We start from the raw sequence: 24,296 nt of genomic DNA on the forward strand, positions 1-24,296 counted from the left end.
GACACGATCAGCCGGCGGAGCCCTCAGGCTGGTTCGGGACCGCGCCGCCGAAGCGGCGGTCGCGCTGGGCGTACTCCAGGCAGGCCGCCCACAGGTTGCGACGGTCGAAGTCCGGCCACAGGACGTCCTGGAAGACCATCTCGGCGTACGCGCTCTGCCAGAGCAGGTAGTTGGAGGTGCGCTGCTCGCCGCTCGGGCGCAGGAACAGGTCCACGTCCGGCATGTCTGGGTAGTACATGTACTTCGCGAAGGTCTTCTCGTTGACCTTCGACGGGTCGAGCCTGCCGGCCGCGACGTCGCGGGCGATCGCCTGCGCCGCGTCGGCGATCTCCGCGCGGCCGCCGTAGTTCACGCAGAAGTACAGGGTCATGGCGTCGTTGTCGACGGTCTGCTCCTGGGCGACCTGGAGCTCCTGGACGACCGACTTCCACATCTTCGGCATGCGGCCGACCCAGCGGATGCGGATGCCCAGCTCGTTCATCTCGTCGCGGCGGCGGCGGATGACGTCACGGTTGAAGTTCATCAGGAAGCGGACCTCGTCGGGCGAGCGCTTCCAGTTCTCCGTCGAGAAGGCGTACAGGGAGAGGTTCTTGACGCCCATCTCCAGGCAGCCCTTGAGGACGTCGAGCACGACGCCCTCGCCGACCTTGTGGCCCTCGGTGCGCGGCAGACCGCGCTCCTTGGCCCAGCGGCCGTTGCCGTCCATGACGACCGCGACGTGGTTCGGGACGAGCTCGCCGGGGATCTTCGGCGGGACCGCGCCGGACGGGTGCGGCTCGGGAACCTTGTACTCGCGGCGAGAGCGCCCCAGAATCCCGCGTCGTGCCATGTGTCCAGCTCCTATTTCTCGACGTATCGCAGGGAGCGTAGCCCGCGCTCCAGATGCCAGTGCAAATAGGCGGAGACCAGCCCGCTGCCCTCCCGCACGTGACGCGCCTCGCACCCGTCGGCATGCCCCCAGTCGCCCGTCAGCAGGGCGCTGAGCAGGGCGATGGCCTCAGACGAGGGTACGACGCTGCCGGGCACCCGGCAGTCCCCGCATATCACTCCGCCCGCGGCCACGGAGAAGTGCCGGTTGGGGCCGTGGATCCCGCACTTCGCGCAGTCGTCGAAGCTGGGGGCGTACCCGTTGACGGCGAGGGAGCGCAGCAGGAAGGCGTCGAGGATGAGGTTCGGTTCGTGTTCGCCGCGCGAGAGCGTGCGCAGGGCGCCGACGAGCAGCAGGTACTGCTGGACGGAGGGCTCGCCCTCGTTCTCGGTGAACCGCTCGGCGGTCTCCAGCATGGCGGTGCCGGCGGTGTAGCGGGCGTAGTCGGTGACGATGCCGTTGCCGTACGGGGCGATGATCTGGGTCTGGGTGCAGAGCGGCAGGCTGCGGCCGATCAGTTCGCTGCCGCGGGCGAAGAACTGCACGTCGGCGTGGGAGAAAGGTTCCAGCCCGGCGCCGAACTTGGACTTCGTACGCCGGACCCCGCGGGCCACGGCCCGCACCCGGCCGTGGCCCCGGGTCAGCAGTGTGATGATGCGGTCCGCCTCACCCAGCTTCTGGGTGCGCAGCACGATGCCGTCGTCGCGGAACAGACTCATGCGCCCATTGTCCCGTACGGGGACCCGCCCGGAGACAGCGATGGCCCCTCGCCCGGACGTCGGTCCGGGCGAGGGGCCACCACCCCTTGGGAGGATCAGCCGGCGGAGGACGTCTGCGCGTCGTCCGCCTTCTCGGCGCCGGCCGGCGCGGCCACCGGCTGGGCGGGCAGCCCGGGCTTGGCGGGAACGGCCTCGGGGGCGGCGGCCTCCGAGCCGGGCGCCGTGTCGACCTCGGCGTCGGCGAGGGCCTGGGCCCCCGCCTCCGGGGCGTCGTGGGCGCCGTCCTTGGCCGGGCCGTTGAAGACGAGGTTGAGGACGATGGCGGCCGTGGCACCGAGGGTGACACCGCTGTTGAGGAGCGAGGACAGGTCCGCGTCCATGTGCTTGGTGAAGAAGACCGGGACGGTCGCGGGGAGCAGGGCGAAGGCGAGGGAGACGCCGACGATCAGCGCGTTCTTCTCCTCCTTGAGGTCCACCTTGGCCAGGGTCTGGATGCCGGCCAGGGCGACCATGGCGAACATGACGGTCGCGGCGCCGCCGAGGACTCCGTGCGGGACGGCGGCGACGATCGCCGCGGCCTTGGGCAGCAGACCCAGGATGATCATGAACACGCCGGCGGCGACGACCACGAACCGGCTCTTCACCTTCGTCATCCGCACCAGGCCGACGTTCTCGGCGAAGGCGACGTACGGGAAGGAGTTGAGGACACCGCCGAGGGCGGTCGCGGCGCCGTCGGCACGCAGGGCGCGGGCCACGGTCTCGCTGTCGACCTCCTTGCCGACGATGTCGCCGACGGCGTAGGTGTCACCGGTCGTCTCGACCATGGTGATCAGCATGACGATGAGCATCAGGACGATCGGGAACCACTCGAACTTCGGGACGCCGAAGTGGAACGGGGTGCTGACACCGACCCAGTCGGACTTGCTCACGTCGCCGAACTTCGCATCCCCGAGGAGGAAGGCCGTGATGGTGCCGACGACCAGGCCCAGGAGGATCGAGATGCTGGAGAGGAACGGCTTGCCGATCTTCATCAGGACGAGGATGAAGAGCATGGTGCCGCCGGCGTAGGCGAAGTTCTTCGGGTCGCCGAAGTCCGGGCTGCCGAGGCCGCCGGCCGCGTCGTTGAGGCCGACCGGGATCAGGACGATGCCGAGCACCGTGATCACCGTGCCGGTGACGACCGGCGGGAACAACCGCATGACCGCCCGGAACGCCTTGGCCGGCAGCCAGGCGAAGGCGAAGGTCGCGATGCCGGCGGTGATGACCGCGCCGTAGATGACCAGCAGGGCGGCGGTTCCACCGCCCGCGCCGAGGCCGATGGCGATCATCGGGGACACGGCGGTGAAGGTCACGCCCTGGATCAGCGGCAGTCGGGCACCGATCCGGCCGATGCCCCAGGCCTGGATGATCGACGCGATACCGCAGGTGAAGAGGTCCGCGTTGATCAGGTAGACCAGCTGTTCAGGGCTCAGCTTCAGCGCGTTGCCGACGATGATCGGGACGATCACCGCGCCGGCGTAGAAGGCGAGTACGTGCTGGAAGCCGTACAGCGCGAGCTTGGGGAGGGGGAGCACCTCGTCGACCGGGTGCGTGCTCCGCTCTCCGTTTTCGGAAAGCCGGGCGGCGACACGTGCCATCTCTGCCTTGCCCTTCAAGAGGTAGGTAACTGAGAGGAATCTCTGGTTATCCCTGGCCGGAGTGGGTCGCTATCCCGTTTTCCGCCAGGGTTGTCAGTGCGTTCACGTGAATCGAAGCCCGCCTGTGTTACCGGCCGCGTCTCCCCGTGTGACCGGAATTGAACGCCTGTGGGGCCGCTCACAGATATCGTCGACTTCCACAAAGTGTTGACCCTTGGCGATCTTCACTTTGGAGGGTTCTCCCATGGCGTCCAGCGCTTGGGCGGAGTAAGGCCAGATTTCGCCGGGATGTCCGTTCCCGCTGCGCGACTGCGAATACCATCCGTGGTGACCAGCGGGGGCAGGGTTCGCCTCATTCCGTGGCGCAAACATGAGCGCATGATTCCGGCCACGGGACGGGGTGATGCACCCAGCGCGGAGGGTGCCCCTCCACCGATTGCACGACCACCGGCGGAACGCGGTTCACATCCGTGAGGCCGGATCGTTACCTGAATTCGCCGCGGTTCGTACGCATTCCGGTATGCCTTGTACGTTTTCCGGGACAGGCCCGCCCCGCGCGAGGAGAAGGGGGCAATACCGGAGCGCCGCCGACACGGTCGCGGCGCCGCGCCGTTTCCTCGCGCAGACGCCGCCGGCCGGGGCCCAGGGCACCGCTAGGGAGCGCGTACCGCCGAGAGCAGGCGCGCCACCTCGTCCGCGTCGATCCGCAGCGCCGCGCCGACGGTGGCGAGCACCTCGCGCTCGGCCGGGATGTACGGGCCGTCCGCGAGCGCGATCCGGGCGCCCTGCAGCAGGATCGACTCGCGGCCCGGGCCCGCCAGGTGCGGGGCCAGCGGCTCCAGGGCCTCGTGGAGCTCTATCGACAGCGCGGCCCCGCAGCACTCCGGGACGTCGTACAGCCCGAGCCGGCCCTCGTCGGTGGAGAGGGCCTCCACGAGGGACTCCAGCTGCTCCTCCGTGCAGTCCGGGAAGCCCGCGGCCCGTACGGCGCCCACCGCGGCCTCCAGCGCGCTGCGCGAGGCCGTCCCGCCCGCGGTCAGCACGGCGAGCGCGACGGTGTGCACGGCGTCGCGCAGCAGCGCCGTGAAGCGGGTGGTGGTGAGGTGGTCCAGGACGTCGGTGTCGAAGCGGGCGCGGCAGCCCTGGCACTCGACGACGGGCCCCTCGTGTCCGCGCGGCAGCACCGGCACCCCGACGACGGTGAACCGGCGTCGCCCGGTGCGCCTGCGGTAGTTGCGGTCTCCACCGCAGGCCGGGCAGAAGAACTCCCCGTCGCCCACGGTGCTCCAGGTGGTGCGGATGCCCCAGACCGTCAGCTTCCGGCCGTCCCCACCCCGAACTGGCAGCACGTCGCACCTCCGTAACTCCCCCGTCGCCCCGCGGGCACGGGAGGGACCCCCACGGCAGCATCGCCGGGTTGGCGTGATGTTAGCCACATCGGTGAGGATGCGTCAGCCGTGTGACAAGACAACATGTGCCGGGGCGCGCACTTGGCCGATCTGCGCCCCCGCGTCCGCCCCTGTCCTCCCCCGCGCCCCCGTTGCGCTCCCCCTAAGGTCGGCCGCATGGAAGACAAGTCCTGTCTGGTGACCGGCGCCGCGAGCGGGATCGGCCGGGCCACCGCGCTGCTGCTGGCCCGCTCGGGAGCCCGGGTCACCGCGGCCGATATCAACGGCCCCGGGGTGGAGTCCCTGCGTACGGAACTGGCCGCCGAGGGGTACGAGATCACCGCGGTCGCCGGTGACGTCGCCGATCCGCAGGCCAATCACGCGATGGTCGCCGCCGCCGTCCGGGCGTACGGACGCCTGGACGTGGCCGTGGCGAACGCCGGGGTGCTCCCCCTTTCGGACGTACGGGAGACCACCCCGGAGGACTGGGACCACGTCATGGCGGTCGACGGCCGGGGGATGTTCCTGACCTGCAAGTACGCCATCGAGGCGATGACGGCGCAGCCTCGGCCCGGCGGGGCGCTGGTCTGCGTGTCCTCGATCTCGGGGGTGGCCGGGCAGGCGCGCCAGGCGGCGTACGGACCGGCGAAGTTCGTGGCGTCGGGGCTGACCAAGCACCTCGCGGTGGAGTGGGCCGCGCGCGGGATCCGGGTCAACGCGGTGGCACCGGGCACCATCCGTACGGAGCGGGTGATCGCGCTGAAGGACGAGCCGGGCGGGCCGGAGTACCTGGAGGAGATCGCCGGGGCGCACCCGATGGGCCGGCTGGGCGAGCCGGAGGAGGTGGCCCGGGTCATCGCCTTCCTGGCCTCCGACGCGGCCTCGTTCGTGACGGGCGCGGTGCTGCCGGTGGACGGCGGCTACCTGGCCCGCTGAGACCGGGAACGACGCGGCCCCGCCCCTCCGGGAGGAGGGACGGGGCACACGTACGGGCGATGGGCTCCCGGGGGATCAGCGGCCCGCGCGGTTGACGGCGGAGATGACCGCCTTCAGGGAGGCGCGGGTGGTGTTGGCGTCGATGCCGATGCCCCACAGGACGCGGCCGTCGATCACGCACTCGATGTACGAGGCGGCCACGGCGGAGGCGCCCTCGCTCATGGTGTGCTCGGTGTAGTCCAGCAGGCGGGCGTCGATGCCGATGCCGGCCAGCGCGTCGAAGAAGGCCGAGATCGGACCGTTGCCGGTGCCGTTCAGTACGGTCTCCACGCCGTCCACGACCGCCTCGACGGTCAGGGTGTCCGTGCCGTCCTTGTCGGTGGCCGTCGAGCCGGAGCGCAGCTGGATGCGGCCCCACGGGTTCTCGGGGTTGGGCAGGTACTCGTCCTCGAAGATCGACCAGATCGCCTTGGGCGTGACCTCGCCGCCCTCGGCGTCGGTCTTGGCCTGGATGATCCGGGAGAACTCGATCTGCATGCGGCGCGGCAGGTCCAGCTTGTGGTCGTTCTTCAGGACGTACGCGATGCCGCCCTTGCCGGACTGCGAGTTGACCCGGATGACGGCCTCGTAGGAGCGTCCGACGTCCTTCGGGTCGATGGGCAGGTACGGGACCGCCCACTCGATGTCGTCGACGGTCTTGCCCTGGGCGGCCGCGTCGGCCTCCATGGCGTCGAAGCCCTTCTTGATGGCGTCCTGGTGGGAGCCGGAGAAGGCGGTGTAGACCAGGTCGCCCGCGTAGGGGTGGCGCGGGTGGACCTCCATCTGGTTGCAGTACTCGCTGGTGCGACGGATCTCGTCGATCTGCGAGAAGTCGATCTGCGGGTCGATGCCCTGCGAGAACAGGTTCATGCCCAGCGTGATCAGGTCGACGTTGCCGGTGCGCTCGCCCTGCCCGAACAGGCAGCCCTCGATGCGGTCGGCGCCGGCCATCAGGGCCAGCTCGGCGGCGGCGACGGCGGTGCCGCGGTCGTTGTGCGGGTGCACGGAGATGCAGATGTGCTCGCGGCGGGTCAGGTTGCGGGCCATCCACTCGAAGCGGTCCGCGTGGGTGGAGGGCGTGGAGCGCTCCACGGTCGCGGGCAGGTTCAGGATGATCTCGCGGCCCTCGGCCGGCTGCCAGACGTCGCAGACGGCCTCGCAGACCTCCAGGGCGAAGTCCAGCTCGGTGTCGGTGAAGATCTCCGGGCTGTACTGGTAGCCGAAGGTGGTCTCCGGGCCCAGCAGCTTCTCCGCGTACTCCATGACCAGGCGGGTGCCGTCGACGGCGATCTGCTTGATCTGCTCCTTCGAGCCGCGGAAGACCACGCGGCGGAAGGTGGGGGCGGTCGCGTTGTACAGGTGCACGGTGGCGCGCCTGGCGCCGATCAGGGACTCCACGGTCCGCTCGATCAGGTCCTCGCGGGCCTGGGTCAGTACGGAGATCGTGACGTCGTCCGGGATCGCGCCCTCTTCGATGATGGAGCGCACGAAGGCGAAGTCGGTCTCGCCGGAGGAGGGGAAGCCGACCTCGATCTCCTTGTAGCCCATGCGCACCAGCAGGTCGAACATCTCGCGCTTGCGGGCGGGGGTCATCGGGTCGATCAGCGACTGGTTGCCGTCACGCAGGTCGGTGGACAGCCAGCGGGGGGCCTTGGTGACGCGGGCGTCGGGCCAGGTGCGGTCCGGGATCTCCACCTGCTCGTAGAAGCCGTACTTGTGGATCGGCATCCCGGAGGGCTGCTGGGTGTGGGTCGCGTTGGTGATGGGCGTGGGGCGACCGACAAAAGGCTGCTGGCTCATGGCGTTGGGCTCCTCGCGTGTCCGCGTGTAGTTCGCTGAACGGCCGACGGCGGTCGTAAAAACCGCAACACCAAACTCCGCGGGGAGGGGGCCGGCCTACGACTACAGACCCTCGCCGCGGCAGCTAAGGAGAAGCAGCCCGAAACGCATGATGGGCCGAGCCTAGCCGAGCCGCGCGGTGACGCGAGGACCTGTTTCAGTATGCAAGACCCGAGCGTCCGATTTGCACCAAATGTGAGCTAAGCCTCTTTCAAAGCGCCGGGGTCAGGGCGATCCGTCAATCCGGCGCCCCCGCTTTCAGACAAGCGAATGAATCATGGTCGCAGGTAGTGACACCGCCATGACCCACTGCCACATTGCCGGGCATGGATGCCTCCCACGCTCGCCGCCACCCCGTCTTCTGCACCGTGGTGCCGCCCCACCTCCTCGACAAGGCCGCCCTGTCCGGGGACTCGCGGCGCGCCGATCTCGCCCAGCGCACCCTCGAACGCGACTCCCTGCTGCGCACCCGGCGCCGCGTCACCGCCGTGCGCGGGATCGCGCCGACGCTCGGCGCGCCCGCCTCCGACGAACCGGACCGGACCCTCTACGACGCCCAGCACCGCACGCAGCTGCCGGGGAAGAAGGTCCGGGGGGAGGGCGACCCGCTGAGCAAGGACGCCACCGTGAACCGCGCCTACGCGGGGCTCGGGGCGACGTACGAACTGTTCCTGAAGGGCTTCGGGCGGCGCTCGATCGACGATGCCGGGCTCCCGCTGGACGCGACCGTCCACTACGACGAGGACTACAACAACGCCTTCTGGGACGGGCAGCAGATGGTCTTCGGGGACGGCGACGGGGACCTCTTCCTCGACTTCACCGTGTCGGTGGACGTCATCGGGCACGAGCTGACCCACGGGGTCACCCAGTACACGGCGAACCTGAGGTACCGCGGCCAGTCCGGCGCCCTGAACGAGTCGATGTCCGACGTCTTCGGCTCGCTGATCAAGCAGTACTCGCTGGAGCAGACGGCCGACCAGGCCGACTGGCTCATCGGGGCCGGTCTGCTCGGCCCGAACGTGACCGGGGTCGCGCTGCGCTCGATGAAGGCGCCGGGGACCGCGTACGACGACGACGAGCTCGGCAAGGACCCGCAGCCGGCCACGATGGACGACTACGTCAACACCCACAGCGACAACGGCGGGGTCCACATCAACTCCGGCATCCCCAACCACGCCTTCTACATCGTGGCGACCGAGCTGGGCGGCAAGGCCTGGGAGCGGGCCGGGCAGATCTGGTACGACACCCTGACCGGCGGGGAGCTCGCCTCGAACGCCGACTTCGGGGACTTCGCGCGGCTCTCGACGGCGGCGGCCGTGACCCGCTACGGCGACGGCGGCGCCGAGCACCAGGCCCTGCAGAAGGCCTGGTCCGCGGTGGGCGTCCCGCTCGCGGGGTAGACCGCCCCCATGCGCATCCAGGTGGTAAGGACGGGCGGTTTCGCGGGCATCGAGCGCCGGGCCGAGGTGGACACCTCGGGCCGGCCCGACGAGGACGAGTGGCAGGCCCTGGCTCAGCTGGCGCTGCGGCCCGGTCCGCCGGGCGATCCGGCGGACCGGGTGCGGGACGGGTTCTCGTACCGGATCACGGTCGACGGCCGGACGGTCACCTGCGCCGAGCCGCGGCTCTCGGAGGCCCAACGGGCGCTGATCTCGCGGGTCCTGAAAGAAGGTGCCTGAGCAGCACCGCTTTGCTTGGATGTCCGGATGACCGACCACATGATCGATTCCACACTGTCCGAGCTGGAGCGGTACTACGACACGGCGCCGCGGGCGGGCGGGGCGCGGGCCGAGGACTTCGGCCCGCTGACCCTGTTCGTCCAGGAGGGCTCCGGCTGGCCGTACTACGCGCGGCCCGCCCTCGGCGGCTCCGGCGGGGTGAGCGCGGCGGACGTCCGGCGCGTGCTGTCCCGTCAACGGGAGCTCGGGGTCCCCGAGGCCTTCGAGTGGGTGGCCGAAACCAGCCCCTCGCTGCGGGCCGCGGCGGAAGAGGCGGGACTGTCCGTCCACGCGCATCCGCTGATGGTGCTGGACCCCTCGGCGGAAGTCCTCCCCCCGCATCCGGAGGTCCGTCTGCTCGGCGCGGACGACCCGCTGCTGACCGCCGCGGTGACCGTCCCGGCCCTGGCCTTCGCGGCCCCGGGCACGGCGGTGGGCGAGGCCGGGCCCGCGGAACTCGCGGCGGCGACGGAGGACCCCTCGGCCGAGGAGGGCCGGGCCCGGGTGTCCGGAAAGCTGGCGGCGGGCACCTCTGCCATGGCGGCGGCCGTACGCGACGGCGTCGTGCTCTGCTCCGGCATGTACACCCCGATCGGGGACGTCGCCGAGGTGGTGGGCGTCGGCACCCTCCCGTCGGCCCGCCGGCAGGGCCTGGCCCTCGGGGTGACGGCCGCGCTGGTCGCGGAGGCCCTCGCGCGCGGGGCCCGTACGGTCTTCCTCTCGGCCGGCGACGAGGACGTGGCCCGCGTCTACTCCCGCATCGGCTTCCGCCGGGTGGGCACGGCGCTGATCGCCGAACCGCAGGGGTGACGCGCCCGCTCGGGCGGCCGGAGCCGGGGCGCGCGTCCGGCCCCGCCCGGGCGCGGTTTGCCGAAACGGCAACGAGGTTTGCCCGTACGGGCGGGTCGGGCGCAGCATCGGCCGTACCGGCACCCGTACTGGAAGAGGGACCCATGACCGAGCACGCGCACACGGACGCCCACGCGCACTCCCACCACTACCCCGTGACCGGGCCCCCGGCGGGCGAGGAGTTCTGGGACGGCCGCTACGGGGAGAGCGAGCGGATCTGGAGCGGCGAGCCCAACGCCATGCTGGTGCGCGAGGTGTCCGACCTCGCTCCGGGGCGGGCCCTGGACCTCGGCTGCGGAGAGGGCGGCGACGCCGTCTGGCTGGCCCGCCGCGGGTGGACCGTCACCGGGACCGACATCTCCGGGGTGGCCCTCCGCCGGGCCGCCGAGCACGCCGCGGACGCCGGGGTCGCGGACCGGATCTCCTTCGCGCGCCACGACCTGACGGAGTCCTTCCCCCAGGGGGAGTTCGACCTCGTGTCGGCCTGTTTCCTGCACAACTACGGGGACTTCCCCCGCGATGCCGTCCTGCGCACGGCTGCCGCGGCCGTGGCCCCCGGCGGCACCCTGCTGGTCGTCGGCCACGCGGGCTGGGCGCCGTGGCAGGAGGAGCGCGAGGAGGCCCACTTCCCCACGCCCGAGGAGGTCCTCGCACAGCTGGAGCCGGTCACGGTGGGCTGGGAGGTGCTGCGGGCCGAGGAGACCGAGCGGATCCAGGCGCAGCCCGACGGTACGCCGGGGACCCGTACGGACAACGTGGTGCGGGTGCGCCGGCCCGCGTAGCCGGACGAACGACAGGACGCACGGACGCGGTCCCCTGGCGGGGGCCACGTCCGTGCGTCGTCGTCGTGTCGTTGCGTGCGCGCCTCAGAAACCGAGCTTGCGGAGCTGCTTGGGGTCCCGCTGCCAGTCCTTGGCGACCTTCACGTGCAGGTCGAGGAAGACCGGGGTCCCGAGCAGCGCCTCGATGTGCTTGCGCGACTTCATCCCGACCTCCTTCAGGCGGGAGCCCTTCGGGCCGATGATGATGCCCTTCTGGCTCGGCCGCTCGATGTAGACGTTGGCGTGGATGTCGAGCAGCGGGCGGTCGGCCGGGCGGTTCTCGCGCGGGATCATCTCCTCGACGACCACGGCGATGGAGTGCGGGAGCTCGTCCCGTACGCCTTCGAGCGCGGCCTCGCGGATCAGTTCCGCGACCATCACCATCTCGGGCTCGTCGGTGAGGTCGCCCTCCGGGTACAGCGGCGGGCTCTCCGGCAGCAGCGGCGCGATCAGGTCGGCCAGCAGCTGGACCTGGGTGTCGCCGACCGCCGAGACGGGGACGATCTCGGTCCACTCGAAGCCCAGCTCCTCGGCGAGCTGGTGGACGGCGATGAGCTGCTCGCCCACCTGCTTGGACTCGACCAGGTCGGTCTTGGTGATGATGGCGATCTTGGGGGTCTTCTTGATCCCCGCGAGCTCCTTGGCGATGAACTTGTCGCCGGGGCCGAGCTTCTGGTCGGCCGGCAGGCAGAAGCCGATGACGTCGACCTCGGCCCAGGTGGTCCGTACGACGTCGTTGAGGCGCTCGCCGAGGAGCGTGCGCGGCTTGTGCAGGCCGGGCGTGTCGACGAGGACGAGCTGCGCGTCGGGGCGGTGCACGATGCCGCGGACGGTGTGGCGGGTGGTCTGCGGCCGGTTGGAGGTGATCGCGACCTTGGTGCCCACGAGTGCGTTGGTGAGGGTCGACTTGCCCGCGTTGGGGCGGCCGACGAAGCAGGCGAAGCCCGCACGGTGCGGGCTGGTGGACTCGGGGGAACGATCGCTCATACGGGCCATTCTCCCCGATGCCGCTCCCAGCGCCGACCAGATCACCGCAGTGAGGGCCAGCACGGTCGTCAGCATGGGATGCGCGGCGGCTGCGGCGCGGCCCTGAGCTGTGGTTCCTTCGGCCCGGGCGCGCACGGTCAGCTCGGCCCATTCCGCGCCGGGCGGACCCTCCCAGCGGGTGCCGAGGCGCACTTCCTGACCCGGCAGCAGTTCGGCGGGCAGGCCGGTGAGCTCGCGCCGCAGCAGCGTGCGGCCGAGGGCGCCGGAGGCGGTGAGGGAGGCGCGCGGGCGGAGGGTGACGTTGCCGGTGTTGTGGAGCGTGTACGAGATCTCCGCGCCCGCGCCGCGTCGGTGCACGGCCACCCGCTCGACGGCGAGGGCGGCGGCGGTCGGTCCGGTCACCCGCAGGTACACCCGGGCGGCGACGGCCTGCTGGACGCCGATCCCCCGGTCGGCGGTGGCGGCGGGCCGGTCCTCCACGGCCACGATGGCACCGGGGTGGTCCCCGGGCTCCGCCCGCTCGGGGACGGCGAGGGTGAAGCCGACGCGGACCTCGCCCCGGGCCGGTACGGTCACCCGCTCCTGGTCGAGCCTCGCCCAGGCGGCGGTGGCCCGGCGCGGCTCGTCGGGGCCGCGCAGGGCGAAGCCGCCGTCGCGGGCGGTGTTGTGGGCGTCGGCGGCGTAGAGCCGGAAGGTGCGGGGGCGGTCGGTGCGGTTGGTGACGGTGACGGCGTCGCTGACGGCCTGGCCGGGCGCGGCGGCGAGGTAGAGGTACGGCCGCCGGCCGACGCCCGTCGCGGCGGGCTGCACGGACCACTGACCGTTGTCCGACGCCTCGGCCGCTCCGGCGGGCCCGGTGAGAACGACGCCGCCGAGCAGCAGCGCCACCCCGGCGCGGGCCACCGCTGCGCGGAGCCTTTCCCCCGCCCCGCCCCTTCCCGGAACCGGGCTCCGCCCGGACCCCCTCCTCACACGCCGAAGGGGCTGAGAGATCCCGCCTCGCCGGGGCGTCACGACAAGGTCAGGGTCAGGACCGCCGTGTACGCCCCCGGCGGGGTGTACGGCGGGACCCGCAGCGTCACCGTGGCGTCGATGGTGAAGGTCCCGCCGACCAGCGGGGCGTTGGCGGTGGAGGCCAGGAGGGCGCCCTCCGGGCCGACCACGCCCGCACTGCCCGGCGTACACGCGCTCGGGCTGCCGGCGGCCGCCACGCAGGTCGGGGTCCAGGACAGGGACGCGCCCGGGATGCGCACCCCGCCCGGTCCCGTGAAGTCGGTGACCTTGCCCGTCAGGGACCAGCCGGCCGGGCCGCCGCGGGCGTCGGTGACGGTGACGGTGCCGATCCGGCCGGGGGCGGCGCCACCGTCGCCGTACGGGACCGCGCCGAGGGTGATGTCCTCGCCGGCCTGGGTCATGCCGAGGGCCCCCGGTTCGACGGTGGCCGTGACCTTGCGGGTGCCCGCCGTCATCGGGGCGGCGTCGATGACGGTGTACGCGGCCGGGCCGGAGCCCCGGCTCGCGGACCAGGCCGGGCCCTCGTAGGCGATCACCGCGGTGGTGGCCCCGTCCGTGACGGGCAGCTCCACCGCGGCCGTGCCCCGTTCGTCGGCGGTGGCGCTCACCCGGTCCGCGGTCTCGGCGGCGCCGGCCCGTCCGGCCACGGTCAGGGCCGTGCCCGGGGGGAATCCGGCGGCGGTGACCTTGACCTTGGCACCCGGCTTTCCGGAGGCGGCGGCGAGGAAGACGCTGCGCAGGTTGGCCGTGGGCAGCGGAGTCGCGGTCAGGCGTGCGGAGACGGGGGTGCCGGACGGTTCCGCGGCGGTGCAGGTGGTGTCGAGGTCCAGCGGGTGGCTGGTGTGCAGGGTGTAGCCGCCCGGGGCGAGGGTGGTCTCGCCGGGCGCCGTGACGGTGAACGTGCCGGTCATGGTGACGGCGGGGAGGGGTTCGCCGGCCCGGACGGGGTCGTTGCGCTTGCCCCCGACGACGGTGACCTCACCGCTCTGCGCTCCCGCCAGCAGGATCCGGCCGGTGGGGGTCAGCACGTCGGCGGGGAGTTCGCCGCCGGCCGGGTTGGCGGCGGGGGTCCGGACCACCTGGTAGGTCACGGTGACGGTGTCGCCGACCTGCGGAGCCGGGTTGTCGACGGCGATCCGGGCGGTGGTGGGCCCGTCGGCGGGCGGGAGTCCCGCCTCCTGGGGCGGCAGGCAGTGCGTCGGGAACTCCACCTGGCCGGGGGGCGTCTCCCCCTCGGCCGCGGCCGGTGGGCCCAGGGCGCTCCCGGCCGTGGCGGCGAGCACCGCCAGGCCGACGGCGGCCGACCATCTCCGCTTCCGCGCCCGTGTTCGCACTGCCCGCCCCCTGGGTTCCCACGACCTGGCCCCTGCGCAGGGGGCCATTCACGAGCGGGCGGCGGAAGAAGTCAATGCACGGATCCGGCGTCAACTGATGGCCCATCAGGAGATGGCAGGTTCCCGCTCCCCGGCCCCGGTCTCCCGTCCCTCTTCGCCCGCGTCCCCGCCGGACGCGCGGAACGTGCGCCGGTAGGCCGTCGGGCTCACCCCTAGCGCCGCCTGCACGTGTTTGCGCAGTGACTGGGCCGTCCCGAAGCCCGTCTCCCGCGCCACCTGTTCCATCGGCAGATCGGTCCGCTCCAGCAGCCTCCGGGCCCGTTCCACCCGCTGTCCGACGATCCACTCGCCGGGGCTGATCCCGGCCTCCTCACGGAACCTGCGCGTGAACGTCCGTACCGACATGGCCTCCTGCCGGGCCAGGTCGACCAGCCGCACCGGCTCGTGCAGCCGGTCGAGCACCCACGCGCGGGCCGCCGCGGTGCTGGCCAGCTGCGGCTGCGGCACCGGGCGTTCGATGAACTGGGCCTGTCCGCCGTCCCGGTGCGGCGGTACGACGGTCCGCCGGGCCACGTCGTTGGCGACGGCCGCGCCGTGGTCACGGCGCACGATGTGCAGGCACAGGTCGATGCCGGCGGCGACCCCGGCCGAGGTCAGCACGTCCCCGTCGTCGGTGTAGAGCACGCCGGCGTCCACCCGCACGGCCGGGAAGAGCCGCTGGAAGTGCTCGGCGTGGAACCAGTGCGTGGTGGCCGGGCGGCCGTCCAGGAAACCCGCGGCGGCCAGCACGTACCCGCCCGTGCAGATGGAGACGAGCCGGGTTCCGGGCCGGATGTGCGCGAGCGCCGCGGCGAGCTCGGCGCCCAGCCGGCCCTCCTCGTACACCGGCCCCAGCTCGTACGAGGCGGGCACCACCACCGTGTCGGCCGTGGCCAGCAGCTCGGGGCCGTGCTCGACCTGGACCGCGAAGTCGGCGTCCGTGCGCACCGGCCCGGGGGCCAGGGCGCAGGTCAGGATCTCGTACAGCGGCTCGCCGGCGGAGTCCTTGGCGCGGCCGAAGATCCGGTGCGGGATGCCGAGCTCGAAGGGCAGCAGCCCGGTGAGCGCGAGGACGACGACACGGTGAAGGGCCATGGCCCAATCGTATCGAAGGGTGTCGGTCAGGCCACTATCGTCGGGGTCCCTCCCGGCCGGAAGCTGTCGGCGTGACGCAGACAGCCCCCACCCCCGCCCCCACGACCACGACCACGCCGCCGGCCGTCCAGGGACGCGTCCACCGCGCCTGGTTCGTCGCGGCCGTCGCCTTCGTGACGATCATCGGCGCCGCCGCCTTCGCCTCGCTGCCCGGACTGCTCATCGAGCCGCTGCACGAGGAGTTCGACTGGTCGCGCGGCACCATCGGCGTCGCCGTCTCGGTGAACCTCGCGCTGTACGGGCTCACCGCCCCCTTCGCCGCGGCGCTGATGGACCGCTTCGGCATCCGCAGGGTGGTGGCCCTGGCCCTTCTGGTCATATCCGGCGGCACCGCGGCCACCGTGTGGATGACGGCGTCCTGGCAGCTGGTGCTGTTCTGGGGCGTGCTGGTGGGCCTGGGCAGCGGTTCCATGGCACTGGCCTTCGCCGCCACGGTGACCAACCGCTGGTTCACCGCCCGGCGCGGCCTGGTCACCGGCATCCTGACCGCGGCCGGCGCCTCCGGTCAGCTGGTCTTCCTGCCGCTGCTGTCCTGGCTGGTGGAGCACCACGGCTGGCGTCCGGCGGCGGTGACGGTGTCGCTGGCGGCCCTGGTCGTCGTCCCGTTCGTCTGGCTGCTGCTGCGCGACCACCCGGCGGACGTGGGGCTCGCGCCGTACGGAGGCACGTACGCGGAAAAGCCCGCCCCGGTGACGGGCGCGGCCCGGCGGACGGTGACGGTGCTGTTCAAGGCGGCTCGGACCGGCCCCTTCTGGCTGCTCGCGGGCACCTTCGCGATCTGCGGGGCCTCGACCAACGGGCTGGTCAAGACGCACTTCGTACCGGCGGCGCACGACCACGGGATGCCGGTGACGGCGGCCGCGGGGCTGCTCGCGGTGATCGGCGTGTTCGACGTCGTCGGCACCATCGCCTCCGGCTGGTTCACGGACCGCTTCGAGGCGCGCCGCCTGCTGGCCGTGTACTACGCGCTGCGCGGGGTCTCGCTGCTCTTCCTGCCGATGCTGCTGGCGCCTTCGGTGCACCCGCCGATGGTCTTCTTCATCGTCTTCTACGGGCTGGACTGGGTCGCGACCGTCCCGCCGACCATCGCGCTCTGCCGTGAGCACTACGGGGAGGACAGCGCGATCGTCTTCGGCTGGGTACTGGCCTCGCACCAGGTCGGCGCGGCGGTGGTGGCGTTCCTGGGAGGCCTGGCCCGGGACCTGACCGGCTCGTACGACCTCGTCTGGTACGCCTCGGGCGCGCTGTGCGCGATGGCCGCCCTGATGGCGATGATCATCCGCCGCCGCCACCAGCCTCCCGGCGGGGCAGCCGACAAATCCAGCCTCGCCGGCGTTTGAGGCGTGGGGGTCCCCCCGGACGAAGTCTGGGGGAACCCCCACTCAAACGCCGGAGGGGCTGGGTTGTGCCGGCAGAGCTGGATCGGCCCGGCGGGGCCGGACGTGGCTCGGGCCGGGCCGGACGTGGCTCGGGCCGGGCTGATGTGGGCCGGCTCCGGTGACCAAGCGCGGGCACACAGATCGGTGGCGACCCCGCCGGGAGGCTAGGGGCCTGCCGGGGTGGTGGACTTCAGGGTGCCGTCCGGGGCGGCCAGCAGCACCGGGGTGTCCGGGCCGCCCAGGTCGCGGACGGCCGCGCGGTCGGCCTCGGCGGGGGCGTCGGCCGCGCTGACGACGGCCGCGGCCTCCAGGGACCGCGCCCCGCTCGCCACGGCCATCGCGACCGCGGTCTGCAGCGCGCTCAGCTTCAGGGAGTCGAGCTCCACCGTCCCGGCGACGTACGTGCGGCCCGTCTCGTCGCGCACCGCCGCCCCCTCGGGCACCGCGTTACGGGCCCGGGCGCTGCGCGCCAGCGTGATGATCTTGCTGTCCTCGGGGTCGATCCCGGTGCTCTCGGTCATGGTCGAAAGCATAGGGAGCGCCCCGGCCGGGCCGCGCAACGACCCCGCCGCGACGCCCCGGCCCCGGCCCGGCTCACGGCCGGTCGAGCCTCAGCCGCTCCGCCCGCGGGAGCCCCGCGACGACCAGGTCGTACGAGTCCTCGACGAGCTCGCGCAGCAGCGCGTCGGGGATCCCGCCGACCGTCACCGTGTTCCAGTGCCGCTTGTTCATGTGATAGCCCGGCACGATCGCCTCGTGCTCCTCCCGCAGCCGCACCGCCAGCTCCGGTTCGCACTTGAGGTTGACCTTCAGCGGCTCCGCGTCCAGCGCGGAGAGCGCGAACACCTTGCCCAGCACCTTGAACACCGAGGTCTCCGGCGTGAAGGGGAACTCCTCCACCGACGCGTTGAAGCCCAGACACAGTTCCCGCAGCTCCGCCGGGGTCATTCGCCCTCCTCCCCCACGGTCTCCGCCGCGGCCACCGGTTCCACCAGCACCGTCACGATCTTGTTCCGCCGCCCCGCCGGGGACTCGGCCGTCATCCGCAGCGGACGCCCGTCGGGCAGTTCCACCAGCGCCGAGGCACCCGCGATCGGCACCCGGCCCAGCGCCTTCGCCAGCAGGCCGCCGACCGTCTCCACGTCCTCGTCGTCGAAGGCGTCGACCTTGAACAGCTCACCGAGGTCGGTGATGTCGAGGCGCGCCGTGACCCGGTAGCGGTCCTCGCCCAGGTCCTCGACCGGCGGGAGCTCGCGGTCGTACTCGTCCGTGATCTCGCCGACGATCTCCTCGAGGATGTCCTCGATGGTGACGATGCCGGCCGTGCCGCCGTACTCGTCGATGACGACGGCGACGTGGTTGCGCACCTGCTGCATCTCGCGCAGCAGGTCGCCCGCGTTCTTGGTGTCGGGCACGAAGACGGCCGCCCGCATCGCCGTGGAGACCAGGTCGGACTCGGCCTCGCGGCTGATGTGGGTCTTGCGGACGAGGTCCTTCAGATAGACGATCCCGACGATGTCGTCCTCGTTCTCCCCGGTCACGGGGATGCGCGAGAAGCCGGACCGCAGCGCGAGCGTGGTGGCCTGACGGACCGTCTTGTACCGCTCGATGCAGACCAGGTCGGTACGGGGCACCATCACCTCGCGCACCAGGGTGTCGCCGAGCTCGAAGACCTGGTGCACCATCCGGCGCTCGTCGTCCTCGATCAGCGATTCCCGCTCCGCGAGGTCCACCATCGCGCGCAGCTCCGCCTCGGAGGCGAACGGCCCCTTGCGGAAGCCCTTTCCGGGCGTGAGCGCGTTGCCGACGAGGATCAGCAGCTGCGGGATCGGCCCCATCACGCGGGCGAGGGGGACGAGGACGTACGCGGCCGCCGTCGAGGTGTTCAGCGGGTGCTGGCGGCCGATCGTGCGCGGGGAGACCCCGACGGCGACGAAGGAGACGAGCACCATCACGGCGATGGCCACGAGCAGCGCGGTCCAGTTGTCGCCGAACTCGTCGAGGCAGACGTAGGTGACGAGCACCCCGGCCGCCATCTCGCAGGTGACGCGGACCAGCAGCGCCACGTTGAGGTAGCGGGTGGGGTCGCCGGCGACCTGGGCGAGCTTCTCGCTGCCGCGCCGGCCCTCCCGTACGGCCTGCTCGGCGCGGAAGATCGAGATGCGGGCGATCCCGGACTCGGCGCACGCCGCGAACCAGGCCACCACCACCAGCAGTACCGCGCCGGTGATCAGCTGTGCGGCGTTCACGAGACGGTGGGCGCCGGGGACGGACCGGTGATGCCGCGCTCGGCGCGCCAGCCGTCGACGATGGCCGCCTGGAGGCCGAACATCTCGGCCTTCTCGTCCGGTTCCTCGTGGTCGTAGCCGAGCAGGTGCAGCACTCCGTGGACGGTCAGGAGCTGGAGCTCCTCGTCCATGGAGTGCTGCGTCGGGGCTTCCTCGCCCTGCTTCTTCGCGACCTCGGGGCACAGCACGATGTCGCCGAGGAGCCCCTGCGGGGGCTCCTCGTCGTCCTTCGCCGGCGGACGGAGCTCGTCCATCGGGAAGGACATGACGTCGGTGGGGCCGGGCAGGTCCATCCACTGGATGTGCAGCTGCTCCATGGCGTCCTCGTCGATGACGATGACGGAGAGCTCCGAGAGCGGGTGGATCCGCATCCGGGTGAGCGCGTAGCGGGCGATGTCGAGGATCGCCTGCTCGTCGACCTCGGTTCCGGACTCGTTGTTGACGTCGATCGACATGGTGCGCTGGGGTCTACTTCCGCTGGTGGCCGTTCGCGGCCTGCTGGCCGTCGTCGTACTTCTCGTACGCGTCGACGATACGGCCGACCAGCTTGTGGCGGACGACATCCTCGGACGTGAGCCGCGCGAAGTGGATGTCCGGCACCCCGTCCAGGATCTGCTGGACCTCGCGCAGACCGCTCTTCGCGCCACCCGGCAGGTCGATCTGCGTGATGTCACCGGTGACGACGATCTTCGAGTCGAACCCGAGCCGGGTCAGGAACATCTTCATCTGCTCGGCGGTGGTGTTCTGCGCCTCGTCGAGGACGACGAAGGCGTCGTTGAGCGTGTTGTGCGTCAGCAGGTAGTCCTGGGTGACGTACAGCGAGTCCTCGGCGGCCACCTGGATGCACACGGCCTCCTCGCGGCCGGCGGGTTCGATGGAGTCGATGAAGCGCATCGGGCGCCCGCCGCCACCGGCCGCAAGGTAGGCGTCCCGCTTGCGGGCAAGACGGAAGGGCTCGATGCCTTCGGGGAGCCGGATGTCGACGACGTGCGCGTCGTACCGGTGAGCGGCCGGTGCGGTGCCCTGCTTGCGCCCCTCGGCCGCGCGACGCCGGGTGTAGGCCACGCCGCCGAGCGACTGGACCAGGGCGATCACGTCGTCCCGCAGGACGATCGACGTGGTGGAGTACTGGATGCGGCAGGAACGGTCCCGCTGCGTGACCGGGCCGCCGTCGGAGTCGAGCAGGCCCTGGAGCACGGCGAGGCGGACTTCCGCCGTGTTGAACAGGTAGTCGTCCGGCACGTGCTTGGAGTGCGAGCGGCTGCCGAGCAGGTCGAGCTCACGCATGGCCCTGGTCACGGGGTTCTCCAACGTGACCACGTCACCGGGTGCCTTCACCCGGTTCAGGACGTAGTCGGGACCGCTCTTGTGCCGGGCCGTGACCCCGGGGAGCGCTGCTTCCAGGGACCGGACCAGCTCCGCGTCCTCCGTGGCGAAGGACGGCGTCGTGGAACCCGTGATGCAGCCGTCACCCAGCAGCAGACCCAGCGCGTACGGGTCCATCGGGATCTCGCGCTCGGGAAAAGCCACGGGCGCGGTGAGCATCGGCAGCTCGTAGCGACGAGCGTGTGCCGCCCGGAGGTTGCCGATCATGTCCTGGGTCTCAAGGACCCGCCACGGCTTGTCACCTCGCTTGTCCGAGGCCGTGCGGACCGTCCACAGGTGCTCGCCGCAGCACAGGGTCCATGAGCCGTCCTGCGCGGTGACCCGGTAGATGTCCTTCTCGCCCTGCGGATATACGCCGAGTACGGGCGTCGGCTCGCCGTTGGAGCCGACGACGAGGTCACCGACCTGGAGGTCACCGATCGGGCGCCAACCGTCCGGCGTCAGGACCTTCGTGAAGATCGGCTGGGCTCTGCCCCTCATGTACGCCAGCGGCGCGACCTCGATGGTCCCGGCGGCCATGAGCCGCGGGATCGAGTCGGGGTCGAGCATGTCGTGCAGCGCGTCGTAGAGCGGGCGCAGGTACGGGTCGATCTTGTCGAAGAGGGTGCCCGGCAGGAAGCCGAGCCGCTCCCCCGCCTCGACGGCGGGCCGGGTCAGGATGATCCGGCTGACCTGCTTCGACTGCAGGGCCTGGACCGCCTTGGCCATGGCCAGGTAGGTCTTGCCGGTACCGGCGGGGCCGATGCCGAAGACGATCGTGTTCTTGTCGATCGCGTCGACGTACCGCTTCTGGTTGAGGGTCTTGGGTCTGATGGTGCGGCCGCGGCTGGAGAGGATGTTCTGGGTGAGCACCTCGGCGGGCGTTTCCTCGGGACCGCTCCCGTTGCCGTTGCCGCTCGCCTTGAGCATGGCGATCGAGCGTTCCACTGCGTCCTCCGTCATCGGCTGCCCGGTGCGGAGCACCAGCATCATCTCGTCGAACAGGCGCTGGATCAGCGCGACTTCCGCCGCGTCGCCGATCGCGCTGACCTGATTGCCCCGAACATGGATGTCGGCCTTCGGGAAGGCCTTCTCGATCACGCGCAACAGGGCGTCACCGGATCCGAGCACCGTGACCATCGGGTGCCTGGCCGGGACGGTGAAGTGGGCTCGCGCCTGCCCCGGCACTGGAATGTGGGCTGTGGGTGTCTGAGTCATGGGCCGGCACTGTGGCCTGCACATACCTCCCGCTGAGGGGCCTCGCCGATCGACGACCTCCGGAATACCAAGCGTACGTCGCCGCCGCTGCTTCCCCGAGAGGTTTTACGCCCTCTCCGCGTGGCCCCCGGGGTGCCACGGCCCCGTGCCCGTCCGCTCACGCGGAGTGCCGGAAGCCGATCGTGGGCACGGCTCTGCGCCGGGCCGCCGGGCCGGAGACGGGCGGGATCAGGTCGTCCAGGAAGCCGTAGCGGCCGCGGAGCGCGGGCGGGGCGGTCCGCCACCAGTGGGCCACCTCCGGCCAGCCGGGGGCCGACAGGGAGCCGCCGAACTCCTGGACGGACAGGGCGGCCGTCAGCCCGGCGAAGGCGAGGCGGTCCGCGAGGGGCCAGCCCGCCAGGGTGCCGGTGAGGAAGCCCGCCACGTACACGTCCCCCGCCCCCGTCGGGTCGAGTTCGTCCACCGTGATCCCGGGGACCTGGGCCGTCTCGCCGGTGCGCCCGTCCACCGCGTACGAGCCCTCCGCGCCCATCGTGACCACGGCGATCGGCACCTTCTCCGCGAGCGCCCGGGCGGCGGCGCGGGGGCAGTCGGTGCGGGTGTACCGCATGGCCTCGCCCGCGTTCGGCAGGAAGGCCTCGCAGTGCTCCAAGTCGGCCAGGGCCCCCAGGTCCCACCGTCCGCTCTCGTCCCATCCCACGTCCGCGAAGATCCGCGAGCCGTTCCGGGCGGCCTCGCCGATCCACTCCTCGCCCCGGCCGGCACCGAGCGCGGCCACGGCCGCGCGGGCCCGCGGCGGGCAGTGCGGGAAGGGGCCCGCGTCGGCGGGCGGGGGTGCCTCGTGGCCGTGCGAGACCATGGTGCGCTCGCCCTCGTAGGCCATGGAGACGGTGACGGGGCTGTGCCAGCCGGGGATCGTGCGCGACATGGACAGGTCGATGCCCTCGCCCTGCTCCAGGGCGTCCCAGCAGTACTCGCCGTAGTGGTCGTCCCCGAAGGCCGCGGCCAGCGAGGTGCGCAGGCCCAGCCGGGCCAGGGCGGTGGCCATGTTGGCGACGCCGCCGGGGCTGGAGCCCATGCCGCGCGCCCAGGACTCCGTACCGCGCACGGGTGCCGAGTCCAGGCCCGTGAAGATGATGTCGAGGAAGACCGTCCCGGTCAGGAAGACGTCACAGCCCGGTTCCTGCGGATCGCGCACCGGACCGAGCGGGTCCACTGCGGCTGCGCGGCTGTCGAGGTCCCTACTGGTCACGGTGTACTCCCCGATGAGTTTCCGGCGGAAAGCTGCCAGCCCTGCCCGCCCGGGGCAGGGCCAAACCCCAGTGTGGCGCAGATCACCCGCCCGCTCAGCCCCGCTTGGGGAGCGGCACGCGCACCAGGTCCTCCGCCACCGTCAGCTCGCCCTCGAAGCCCGCGGCCCGCGCCTGCCGTTCGAACGCGGAGGGGTCCGTGTACCGCTGCGAGAAGTGCGTCAGCACCAGGTGCCGTACGCCCGCGTCCCGGGCCACCCGCCCCGCCTGGCCCGCCGTGAGGTGCCCGTGGTCGGTGGCCAGCCGCTCGTCCTCGTCGAGGAAGGTCGACTCGATCACCAGCATGTCGCAGCCCTCGGCGAGCGCGTCCACGCCGGGGCAGAGCCGGGTGTCCATGACGAAGGCGAACCGCTGGCCGGGCCGGTGCTCGCTGACCTCGTCGAGGGTGACCTCGCCGAGCCGCCCGTCGCGCTGGATCCGGCCGACGTCGGGCCCCTTGATGCCGTGCCGCGCGAGCAGCTGCGGCACCATGCGGCGCCCGTCGGGCTCGGTGATCCGGTAGCCGAAGGACTCCACGGGGTGCGAGAGCAGCCGGGCCTCCAGGACGTACGGGGATCCCTGGGCCAGCGTCCCGTCCGCGGCCACCGGCTCCTCGCGCAGCGGGACGCTCTCGCGGTAGGCCGTGGCGTACCGCAGCCGGTCGAAGAACTTCTGTCCGGAGGCCGGGTAGTGGGCGGTGACGGGGTGCGGGACCTGGTCGAGGTTGATCCGCTGGATCACCCCGGCCAGTCCGAGGCTGTGGTCACCGTGGAAGTGGGTGATACAGATCCGGTTGATGTCGTGCGCGGCGACCCCGGCCCGCAGCATCTGCCGCTGCGTGCCCTCGCCCGGGTCGAAGAGGATGCCCTCGCCGTCCCAGCGCAGCAGGTATCCGTTGTGGTTGCGGTGTCGGGTGGGCACCTGGCTGGCGGTGCCCAGCACGACGAACTCTCGTACGGACACGTGCTATCCGGGGGGCCACTGGAGGCCGCGGCCGCCGATGACGTGCGCGTGCGCGTGGAAGACGGTCTGCCCGGCGCCGGAGCCGGTGTTGAAGACCACGCGGTAGCCGTGGTCGACGATCTTCTCGTCGAGGGCGATCTGGCCGGCCTCGCGCAGTATGTCGGCGGCGACGGCCGGCTCGGCGGCGGCGAGGGAGGCCGCGTCGGGGTAGTGCGCCTTGGGGATGACGAGCACGTGCGTGGGCGCCTGCGGGTTGATGTCCCGGAAGGCGACCGTGGTCTCGGTCTCGCGGACCACGGTCGCGGGGATGTGCCCCTCGACGATCTTGCAGAACAGGCAGTCCGCCTGCGGTTCCCCGGCCATTGCTGAGCCTCCCGTGATGGTGATCGGTCCGGGCATCGTATCCAGCCGGGCGGCCGCCGCGGGCGGCCGTTTCGGCCCTTCGGGCCCG

The 24,296-nt window shown here is 71.9% G+C and carries 22 protein-coding genes; 6 read left to right on the forward strand and 16 right to left on the reverse strand.

Translation table 11 applies throughout. The features are described from left to right. Positions 1-7: 7 nt before the first annotated feature. The 4 genes from ACZ6JT_RS09860 to ACZ6JT_RS09875 form a co-directional block, all read right to left on the reverse strand. Entirely contained in the window at positions 8-829 is an 822-nt protein-coding gene (locus ACZ6JT_RS09860) for an isoprenyl transferase (RefSeq protein ID WP_469208962.1), read from the reverse strand. 11 nt (positions 830-840) lie between these two features. Next, on the reverse strand, positions 841-1,587 hold the full coding sequence (gene recO / locus ACZ6JT_RS09865; RefSeq protein ID WP_469208963.1) for a DNA repair protein RecO: 747 nt from the start codon (positions 1,585-1,587) through the stop codon (positions 841-843). Positions 1,588-1,682: 95 nt separating this feature from the next. Continuing rightward, positions 1,683-3,224 carry a nucleobase:cation symporter-2 family protein gene (locus ACZ6JT_RS09870; RefSeq protein ID WP_469208964.1) on the reverse strand — a complete coding sequence of 514 codons (1,542 nt, stop codon included), beginning with the start codon at positions 3,222-3,224 and terminating at the stop codon, positions 1,683-1,685. 653 nt (positions 3,225-3,877) lie between these two features. Beyond that, a complete protein-coding gene (locus ACZ6JT_RS09875; RefSeq protein ID WP_469208965.1) occupies positions 3,878-4,573 on the reverse strand; it encodes a TerB family tellurite resistance protein in 696 nt (231 codons plus the stop codon). A 216-nt stretch (positions 4,574-4,789) separates the two neighbouring features. On the opposite strand from ACZ6JT_RS09875, the gene ACZ6JT_RS09880 reads away from it, so the two are divergent. Beyond that, complete coding sequence (locus ACZ6JT_RS09880) at positions 4,790-5,548, forward strand: SDR family NAD(P)-dependent oxidoreductase (protein ID WP_469208966.1); 759 nt, start codon at positions 4,790-4,792, stop codon at positions 5,546-5,548. A gap of 75 nt (positions 5,549-5,623) precedes the next feature. Here ACZ6JT_RS09880 and leuA read toward each other — a convergent pair whose 3' ends face one another. Then, positions 5,624-7,387 carry a 2-isopropylmalate synthase gene (gene leuA / locus ACZ6JT_RS09885; protein WP_469208967.1) on the reverse strand — a complete coding sequence of 588 codons (1,764 nt, stop codon included), beginning with the start codon at positions 7,385-7,387 and terminating at the stop codon, positions 5,624-5,626. 365 nt (positions 7,388-7,752) lie between these two features. Between leuA and ACZ6JT_RS09890 the strand changes: the two genes are divergently transcribed. The 4 genes from ACZ6JT_RS09890 (at position 7,753) to ACZ6JT_RS09905 (ending at position 10,775) form a co-directional block, all read left to right on the forward strand. Then, the gene (locus tag ACZ6JT_RS09890) at positions 7,753-8,826 is read left to right on the forward strand and encodes a M4 family metallopeptidase (protein ID WP_469208968.1); all 1,074 of its coding nucleotides are present in this window, start codon (positions 7,753-7,755) and stop codon (positions 8,824-8,826) included. Positions 8,827-8,835: 9 nt separating this feature from the next. After that, the gene (locus ACZ6JT_RS09895; protein WP_469208969.1) at positions 8,836-9,105 is read left to right on the forward strand and encodes a protealysin inhibitor emfourin; all 270 of its coding nucleotides are present in this window, start codon (positions 8,836-8,838) and stop codon (positions 9,103-9,105) included. Between the two features lie 27 nt (positions 9,106-9,132). Continuing rightward, on the forward strand, positions 9,133-9,954 hold the full coding sequence (locus ACZ6JT_RS09900) for a GNAT family N-acetyltransferase (RefSeq protein ID WP_469208970.1): 822 nt from the start codon (positions 9,133-9,135) through the stop codon (positions 9,952-9,954). A gap of 143 nt (positions 9,955-10,097) precedes the next feature. Beyond that, positions 10,098-10,775 (forward strand): SAM-dependent methyltransferase, encoded by a 678-nt coding sequence (locus ACZ6JT_RS09905; RefSeq protein WP_469208971.1) that lies wholly within the window; start codon positions 10,098-10,100, stop codon positions 10,773-10,775. Between the two features lie 84 nt (positions 10,776-10,859). Here ACZ6JT_RS09905 and era read toward each other — a convergent pair whose 3' ends face one another. From era to ACZ6JT_RS09920, 3 genes are all read right to left on the reverse strand, one after another. Beyond that, complete coding sequence (era, locus tag ACZ6JT_RS09910; protein WP_365477165.1) at positions 10,860-11,810, reverse strand: GTPase Era; 951 nt, start codon at positions 11,808-11,810, stop codon at positions 10,860-10,862. A 1,001-nt stretch (positions 11,811-12,811) separates the two neighbouring features. Further along, entirely contained in the window at positions 12,812-14,149 is a 1,338-nt protein-coding gene (locus ACZ6JT_RS09915; RefSeq protein ID WP_469208972.1) for a WxL domain-containing protein, read from the reverse strand. Between the two features lie 105 nt (positions 14,150-14,254). Further along, the gene (locus ACZ6JT_RS09920; RefSeq protein ID WP_469208973.1) at positions 14,255-15,283 is read right to left on the reverse strand and encodes a GlxA family transcriptional regulator; all 1,029 of its coding nucleotides are present in this window, start codon (positions 15,281-15,283) and stop codon (positions 14,255-14,257) included. 71 nt (positions 15,284-15,354) lie between these two features. Between ACZ6JT_RS09920 and ACZ6JT_RS09925 the strand changes: the two genes are divergently transcribed. Next, entirely contained in the window at positions 15,355-16,683 is a 1,329-nt protein-coding gene (locus ACZ6JT_RS09925; protein WP_469208974.1) for an MFS transporter, read from the forward strand. Positions 16,684-16,886: 203 nt separating this feature from the next. Here the strand turns inward: ACZ6JT_RS09925 and ACZ6JT_RS09930 are convergent, their stop codons facing one another. The 8 genes from ACZ6JT_RS09930 to ACZ6JT_RS09965 form a co-directional block, all read right to left on the reverse strand. Continuing rightward, entirely contained in the window at positions 16,887-17,255 is a 369-nt protein-coding gene (locus ACZ6JT_RS09930) for a cytidine deaminase (protein ID WP_469208975.1), read from the reverse strand. A gap of 61 nt (positions 17,256-17,316) precedes the next feature. Continuing rightward, entirely contained in the window at positions 17,317-17,670 is a 354-nt protein-coding gene (locus ACZ6JT_RS09935) for an MmcQ/YjbR family DNA-binding protein (RefSeq protein ID WP_469208976.1), read from the reverse strand. After that, positions 17,667-18,971, reverse strand: a complete 1,305-nt coding sequence (locus ACZ6JT_RS09940) for a hemolysin family protein (RefSeq protein ID WP_469208977.1) — start codon at positions 18,969-18,971, stop codon at positions 17,667-17,669. The genes ACZ6JT_RS09935 and ACZ6JT_RS09940 overlap by 4 nt, the downstream gene beginning before the upstream one ends. Further along, a complete protein-coding gene (gene ybeY, locus ACZ6JT_RS09945) occupies positions 18,968-19,465 on the reverse strand; it encodes an rRNA maturation RNase YbeY (RefSeq protein ID WP_469208978.1) in 498 nt (165 codons plus the stop codon). Before ybeY ends, ACZ6JT_RS09940 begins: the two co-directional genes overlap by 4 nt. Positions 19,466-19,478: 13 nt before the next feature. Continuing rightward, positions 19,479-21,593 carry a PhoH family protein gene (locus tag ACZ6JT_RS09950; protein ID WP_469208979.1) on the reverse strand — a complete coding sequence of 705 codons (2,115 nt, stop codon included), beginning with the start codon at positions 21,591-21,593 and terminating at the stop codon, positions 19,479-19,481. Between the two features lie 157 nt (positions 21,594-21,750). Beyond that, positions 21,751-22,845 (reverse strand): carbohydrate kinase family protein, encoded by a 1,095-nt coding sequence (locus ACZ6JT_RS09955; RefSeq protein WP_469208980.1) that lies wholly within the window; start codon positions 22,843-22,845, stop codon positions 21,751-21,753. A 94-nt stretch (positions 22,846-22,939) separates the two neighbouring features. Continuing rightward, on the reverse strand, positions 22,940-23,845 hold the full coding sequence (locus tag ACZ6JT_RS09960) for a ribonuclease Z (RefSeq protein ID WP_469208981.1): 906 nt from the start codon (positions 23,843-23,845) through the stop codon (positions 22,940-22,942). Between the two features lie 3 nt (positions 23,846-23,848). Then, a complete protein-coding gene (locus ACZ6JT_RS09965; protein WP_388837370.1) occupies positions 23,849-24,208 on the reverse strand; it encodes a histidine triad nucleotide-binding protein in 360 nt (119 codons plus the stop codon). Positions 24,209-24,296: the final 88 nt, after the last annotated feature.

This window comes from Streptomyces sp. NPDC046308, from assembly GCF_055588065.1.